Genomic DNA, 3,887 nt, shown 5'->3' with positions numbered 1-3,887 from the left:
CATGCCCCCCTGACGCGGGCGCAGGCGCAATCCTTTGACCGCGACGGGTTTCTGGTGCTGCACGACCTGTTTTCACCTGCCGAGGTGGTGTCGCTGCAACAGGAATCCCAAAAGCTGCGCGACAATGGCACGGCCCTGCCCGAACAGGACGTGATCACCGAGCCGGGCTCGGACGAGGTGCGCACGATCTTTCGCCTTGGCGATCATAATGTGCTGTTCGACCGTCTGGCGCGCGACAGCCGGATTGCGGGCCGCGTGCAATGGTTGCTGGACGATGATCTCTATCTGCACCAGTCGCGGCTGAACTATAAGCCCGGCTTTACCGGCAAGGAATTCTATTGGCATTCCGATTTCGAGACATGGCATGCCGAAGACGGGATGCCCCGGATGCGCGCCATCTCGGCCTCGGTGCTTTTGACCGATAACAGCGCGCTGAACGGCCCGCTGATGCTGATGCCCGGCTCGCAGCGCCGTTTTATCGCCTGTGCGGGTGAAACGCCCGACAACAATCACACTACCTCGCTGAAAAAGCAGGATATTGGTGTGCCCAGCAATGATGCACTCGCGCGGATGGGCGATGAATGCGGCATCGAATATGCGTCGGGTAAGGCGGGTACGGTCATTCTGTTCGACTGCAATACGCTGCACGGCTCGAACGGGAATATCACGCCCTTCCCGCGCTCGAACGCGTTCTTTGTCTATAACGCATGGTCGAACCGCGTGGCCGAGCCCTTTGCGGCCAAGGCGCCGCGCCCGGAATTTCTGTGTCAGCGCGATCCAAAAGCTCCCATTGCCATCGCCACCGGCGCGCTGGCCTGAGGAAAATAAGAACCAGCCTCGGCGCGTCCCGCCTGTGGGGCGCGTCTGCTGCTGGATAACAAGGAGAAAAAAGATGACCAGATTGCCCTTTACCTTTGCCGCCGCCTTTGTGGGTCTGGCGACCGCTGCAGGTGCCGCAAGCCTTGACCAGATCCGCGAGACGGGCACTATCCGCATCGCGGTCGCGAATGAAATTCCCTATGGCTATGTCGATTTCAATGGCAAAGCCGCTGGTGCAGGCCCCGATGTCGCCAAGCTGATCGCCGAAAAGCTGGGCGTCGAAAAGGTCGAATGGGTCACGACCAGCTTTTCCTCGCTGATCCCCGGACTTCAGGCCGATCGTTTCGATATGGTGGCCGCCGAAATGGCGATCCTGCCTGACCGCTGCAATCAGGTGCTGTTTTCCGAGCCGAACACATCTTACGGCGAAGGGTTGCTGGTGGCCAAAGGCAACCCCAAAGACGTGCATTCCTATCAGGCATTCGCCGAGAACCCCGATCTGAAGGTCGCGATCATGTCGGGCGCGGACCAGCTGGAGATGATGCAGAAACTGGGCGTCAAGGAAAGCAATATGGTGATGATCGGCTCGAATGCCGATGCGATTTCCACCGTATCGACGGGGCGGGCCGATGCCTATGCCGCGACCGGGCTGACGGTATCCACACTTGCCGAACAGAACGATGCGGTCGAGTTGGCAGCGGAATTCACCGATCCGGTTATCGATGGGGCCGAGGTGCGCAGCTGGGGCGGTTTTGCTTTCGCGCAGGGCAATGAAAGCCTGCGCGATGCGGTGAACGAGGCGCTGGCAGAGGTCAAGGCGACCCCGGAATGGACCGAGATCGTCACGGGCTATGGCTTTACCGATGCCGATGTGCAAAACGCATCCGCCCACAGCAACGCCGATCTGTGCGCAGCGCAGTAAGGTCCGGCCATGACGCCCCATTGGACCGAATATCTGCCCGCGCTGATGCAGGGCGCTTGGGTCACCATTCAGCTTGCGGTGTTTTCGACGCTGCTGGGTGCGGTGCTGGCCTTTGCCGCGGGCATTGGCAAGCTGTCGCCGAACGCGGCGCTGCGCGCGCTTTCGGTCACATATATCGAGGTGTTTCGCGGCACGTCGCTGCTGGTGCAGCTGTTCTGGCTGTATTTCGCTTTGCCGCTGGTCGGCAAGGCGATCGGCATCGACCTGCGCCTGCCGCCGGTGGTCGCGGGCGTCATGGCGCTTAGCCTGAATATCGGCGCTTACGGTGCCGAGGTCGTGCGCGGCGCGATCCAGGCCGTCCATACCGGCCAGCATGAGGCTGCGCGCGCGCTGAATTTCACCCCGCGCCAGACGCTGACCGGGGTGACGCTGCCACAGGCGATCCCGGAAATGATGCCGTCCTTCGGCAATCTGGCGGTGCAGAACCTCAAGGATACCGCGCTAGTGTCGCTGATCAGCCTTGGCGATCTTAGCTTTCGCGCAGAACAGATCCGCAATTTCACGCAAGACAGCACGACCATCTACTCCATGCTGTTGCTGATGTATTTCGGCATGGCGCTGGTTCTGGTCGCTGTCATGCGCCTTATGGAACATCGGGTCGGCCGCTGGCGCCGGGTCAGGAGCTGACATGCTGTTCGGTTTCGAATGGGATACCAACACGCCGCTCGATTTTGCGATCTCGATCCTGCCGATCCTGCTGACGGGGATGGTGGTGACGATACAGGCCACATTGCTGGGCTTTGCGATTGCGCTGGTGCTGGGTCTGGTCTTTGCGGTGCTGAAATCCGCGCCCTCGCGCTTTATCGCATGGCCGGCAAAGCTGGTGACGGAATTTATCCGCGACACGCCGCTTTTGGTGCAGCTGTTCTTTCTGTATTACGTCCTGCCGGAATATGGCATCGTGCTGCCCGCCTTTATGACCGGGGCGCTGGCGCTTGGCATCCAGTACAGCGCCTACACATCCGAGGTTTACCGCGCCGGGCTTGAGGCCGTGCCCCGTTCCCAACGCGAGGCCGCGCGTGCGCTGAACTTGTCATCCGCCCGCACCTTCAGCCATATCGTCGTGCCGCAGGCCATTCCGCGCATCGTGCCCGCAATGGGCAATTACGTCGTCTCGATGATGAAGGACGTTCCGGTCCTATCCGTCGTGACGGTGCTGGAAATGCTGAATGTCGCCCGCATCATCGGCGACCGCACATTCGACTATCTGATCCCGCTGTCGATGGTCGGTGGCCTTTATCTGATCATGACGCTGTTCGCCTCGGGGCTGGTGCGTCTGCTTGACACGAAACTGCCCAAACAGGGGGTGCCGCTGAAATGACCGATCCCATCATCAGCTTTGAACAGGTCGAAAAGCGCTTTGGCGATCATACCGTGCTGGACAAGCTGGATTTTCAGGTTGCGCGAGGTGAAAAGGTCTCGATCATCGGACCGTCGGGTTCGGGGAAGTCGACCGTTCTGCGCATCCTGATGACGCTTGAAGGAATCGATGGCGGCATCGTGCGCGTGGCGGGCGAGCCGCTCTGGCACGAAAAAGGCCCTGAAGGTCTGCGCCCCGCCTCTGAGGCGCATCTGCGAAAGATGCGCAATCAGCTGGGCATGGTTTTTCAACAGTTCAACCTGTTCCCGCATATGACCGCGCGCCGAAATATCACCGAGGCCCCGGTCAAGGTTCTGGGCCTGTCGCGCGACAAAGCCCGCTCTCGCGCTGATGAATTGCTGGAACTTGTCGGCCTGACCGAACATGCCGACAAATATCCGCATCAGCTTTCCGGCGGTCAGCAACAGCGCGTGGGCATTGCGCGGGCATTAGCCATGCGCCCGCGTATTTTGCTGTTCGACGAACCGACCAGCGCGCTGGACCCCGAACTGGTCGGCGAGGTGCTGAACGTCATCCGCCGCCTGGCCGAGGAACATGACCTGACCATGCTGCTGGTAACGCATGAAATGCGTTTCGCCCGCGAAGTGTCCGATCGCGTGCTGTTCTTTGATCAGGGCCGCATCTGCGAAGAGGGCGCTCCCGAAGATCTGTTCACTGATCCTTCCGAGGACCGCACCCGCGAATTTCTGGCGGCCACGCTGGACG

Annotated in this window: 5 protein-coding genes; all 5 read left to right on the top strand. The window is 60.7% G+C overall.

Features of this window, described 5'->3' with window-relative positions:
* Nucleotides 1-819: ectoine hydroxylase (gene thpD, locus FN835_RS20900; RefSeq protein WP_142665158.1), on the top strand; the 819-nt coding region annotated here is incomplete at its 5' end.
* A gap of 73 nt (nucleotides 820-892) precedes the next feature.
* Complete coding sequence (gene ehuB, locus FN835_RS20895) at nucleotides 893-1,741, top strand: ectoine/hydroxyectoine ABC transporter substrate-binding protein EhuB (protein ID WP_142665157.1); 849 nt, start codon at nucleotides 893-895, stop codon at nucleotides 1,739-1,741.
* Nucleotides 1,742-1,750: 9 nt separating this feature from the next.
* Nucleotides 1,751-2,428, top strand: a complete 678-nt coding sequence (ehuC, locus tag FN835_RS20890) for an ectoine/hydroxyectoine ABC transporter permease subunit EhuC (protein WP_142665156.1) — start codon at nucleotides 1,751-1,753, stop codon at nucleotides 2,426-2,428.
* A gap of 1 nt (nucleotide 2,429) precedes the next feature.
* Nucleotides 2,430-3,122 (top strand): ectoine/hydroxyectoine ABC transporter permease subunit EhuD, encoded by a 693-nt coding sequence (gene ehuD, locus FN835_RS20885; RefSeq protein WP_142665155.1) that lies wholly within the window; start codon nucleotides 2,430-2,432, stop codon nucleotides 3,120-3,122.
* Nucleotides 3,119-3,887, top strand: a 769-nt coding sequence (ehuA, locus tag FN835_RS20880; RefSeq protein ID WP_142665154.1) for an ectoine/hydroxyectoine ABC transporter ATP-binding protein EhuA, incomplete at its 3' end; no start/stop codon positions are given. The genes ehuD and ehuA, both read left to right, overlap by 4 nt.

This window comes from Paracoccus laeviglucosivorans (genome assembly GCF_900182695.1).
In the GTDB taxonomy this organism is placed as follows: Bacteria; Pseudomonadota; Alphaproteobacteria; order Rhodobacterales; family Rhodobacteraceae; genus Paracoccus; species Paracoccus laeviglucosivorans.
Note: the sequence above shows the minus strand (reverse complement) of the source record. Positions and strands in the feature narration are given on the sequence as shown.